Origin of the sequence: Amycolatopsis sp. SID8362 (genome assembly GCF_010550475.1) — a bacterium.
In the GTDB taxonomy this organism is placed as follows: domain Bacteria; phylum Actinomycetota; class Actinomycetes; order Mycobacteriales; family Pseudonocardiaceae; genus Amycolatopsis; species Amycolatopsis eburnea.
The window spans coordinates 1-2,151 of sequence record NZ_JAAGNB010000074.1 but is presented as its reverse complement, the minus strand read 5'-3'; the positions used below and the strand labels follow the sequence as shown (position 1 = coordinate 2,151).

The following is a 2,151-nucleotide window of genomic DNA, read 5'->3' as shown; positions in this document are numbered from 1 at the left end:
CGCCGTCGGCGGTCCGGCCGTCCGGGGTCCGGACCGCGCCGCCGACGAACGACCGCGGCCCGCGCCAGAACAGCCCGCCGTAGCCCGCCGTGTCCCGGCCCTCGGTGACCGGGCTCCCCCAGCGCAGCTCGCGGCCGCTGGTGTTGCGCAGCCGGCTGGTCCAGGTGAGCGTCCAGTGCCCGCCGTCGACCGAGACGTCGCCGAAGCGCAGCGTGCGGTGCTCGGTGAGCCAGCGCCGGCCGGCCGCGGTGCACCAGGCCAGCTCGTGCCGGAGTTCGCAGTGCCCGGCCGCGGACACGAGGCTTTCCCAGCGGACGTGGCCGACGGTGCCGTTGTTGTCCAGCGGGGTGTACCCGCGGCCGCGCACGTAGGTGCGGCCGCCCCAGAAGTTCTCGCCCGACAGGTGGGCCATGGTGAACTGCAGGCCGTTGTGCCACGTGTGGTCGTGCGGCCGGACCGCGGTCACGACCTCGCCCGCGGTGGTGCGCAGCGGGTGCAGGTACGGCTTCGGCGAGTCCCCGGCCGGGGTCGCCGGCGCGACCACGTACTCGGCGAGGACGAGGTCGCCGAGGCGGACCCGCACCCGGCCGTCGTCCTCTTCGGCCAGCTCCAATGTCCCGTCCCCGACCGCCGCGCGGCTCACGCCGGCTCCCCGATCTCGGCGAGCAGCTCCGCGACGGCGACCGGCCGCCCGCTCGCCAGCGACCGGTTCGCGGCCAGCCCGGTGAGCAGCGCCGCCAGTCCCGCGTCGTGGTCGGCCGCGCAGCCGAGGGCGTCCGGTTCGGCGTCGCCGAGCAGCTCGGCGAGCATCCGTTCGTCCCCGCCGCCGTGGCCCTCGCCGAGGACCTGGTCGAGCACGACCTCGGGCGGTGCCCAGAGCCGTTGCAGCGTCAGCCGGGCGCGGCCGGGTTCGGGCCGCTCACCTGGCGGGAGGTCCGCGATGGACGCGGCGTGCTCGTTTTCCCGGACGTCCAGCTCCAGCCGTCCCTCGCTGCCGGAGAAGGCGACGCGGTAGCCCTCGCGCGGCGAATACGCGTGGAGGTGGTAGTTCAGCACCGCGCCGCCGCGGTGGCGCACGAGCACGGACAGGTCGTCCTCGATCGTGATGCCGGGCGCGAAGACGTTGCGGTCGCGCAGGTAGCCGTCCTCGGTTTCGGCGTCCCGGTAGAGGGCGCGCAGCCGGGGCGAGCGGTCGAGGTCGAGCGCGAACGGGTCGCCGGTGGTGCCGGTGCCGCGCACGTACTCCGTCCGCTGCCCGTGCCTGCGGCCGTTTTCCTCGCCGTAGAAGAACAACCGGCCCAGCGCGAACACCGTCTCGGGCCCGCTGCCGAGCCACCAGTTGACGAGGTCGAAGTGGTGGCCGGACTTGTGCACGAGCAGCCCGCCGGAGTTCGCCTTGTCGCGGTGCCAGCGGCGGAAGTAGTCGGCGCCGTGCGCGGTGTCGAGCAGCCAGCTGAACTCGACCGAGCCGACCTCGCCGATCGCGCCGGCTTTCAGCAGTTCCCGGACCCGGCGGTGCACCGGGTTGTAGCGGTAGTTGAAGGTGACGCGCACCGAGCGTCCGGTCGCGCGCCGCGCCGCCAGGATCCGGCGGGCGCCGTCGGTGTCGGTGGTCATCGGTTTTTCGGTGACGACGTCGCAGCCGGCTTCGAGCGCGGCGACGACGTAGTCCGCGTGCGTGTGGTCCGGCGTGCACACCACGACGACGTCGATGCGTTCCTTCGCGAGCATGGCGGTGAAGTCGTCCGGCCGGTAGCCCGGGACCGCGGTGCCGAGCCAGCCGTTGTGGACGCGCATGCGGGTCTCGGACGAGTCGCAGAAGGCCGCCAGCTCCGCCCGCGGCGACCCGGCCAGCGCCCGGGCGAACAGCCCGGCCCGCGAGCCGAGCCCGACGATCGCGTACCTACGCACCACCATCACCTCTCTCCCCGGCGCGCGCACCGGCGCCGGTCCAGGGCAGCTCGAGTTCGGAGAAGAGCGCGAGCCGCTCGGCGGCGGTGTCCACGGCGTCGTCGACGCCCGGCACGACGTCGTGCCGATCGGGCCCGGTCCCGACGGCCCGCACCCACTGGGCGGGCAGCGGCTGCGGCTCGGGAGCGTCGCGGACCGCCTCGACGAGCGCGGTGAAGGCGCGGGTCGCCGACAGCGGCG

2 protein-coding genes and 1 pseudogene are annotated in these 2,151 nt (G+C 74.8%); all 3 read right to left on the bottom strand.

Going from position 1 to position 2,151, the window contains the following annotated elements; all coding sequences use genetic code 11:
- A partial coding sequence (locus G3I65_RS02875; protein ID WP_160694459.1) for a DUF6807 family protein occupies positions 1 to 643 on the bottom strand: 643 nt, incomplete at its 3' end.
- Positions 640 to 1,917 (bottom strand): Gfo/Idh/MocA family protein, encoded by a 1,278-nt coding sequence (locus tag G3I65_RS02870; RefSeq protein ID WP_163046632.1) that lies wholly within the window; start codon positions 1,915 to 1,917, stop codon positions 640 to 642. The genes G3I65_RS02870 and G3I65_RS02875, both read right to left, overlap by 4 nt.
- Positions 1,904 to 2,151: pseudogene (locus tag G3I65_RS02865) on the bottom strand (gfo/Idh/MocA family oxidoreductase); the annotation flags it as partial. The gene G3I65_RS02870 and the pseudogene G3I65_RS02865, both read right to left, overlap by 14 nt.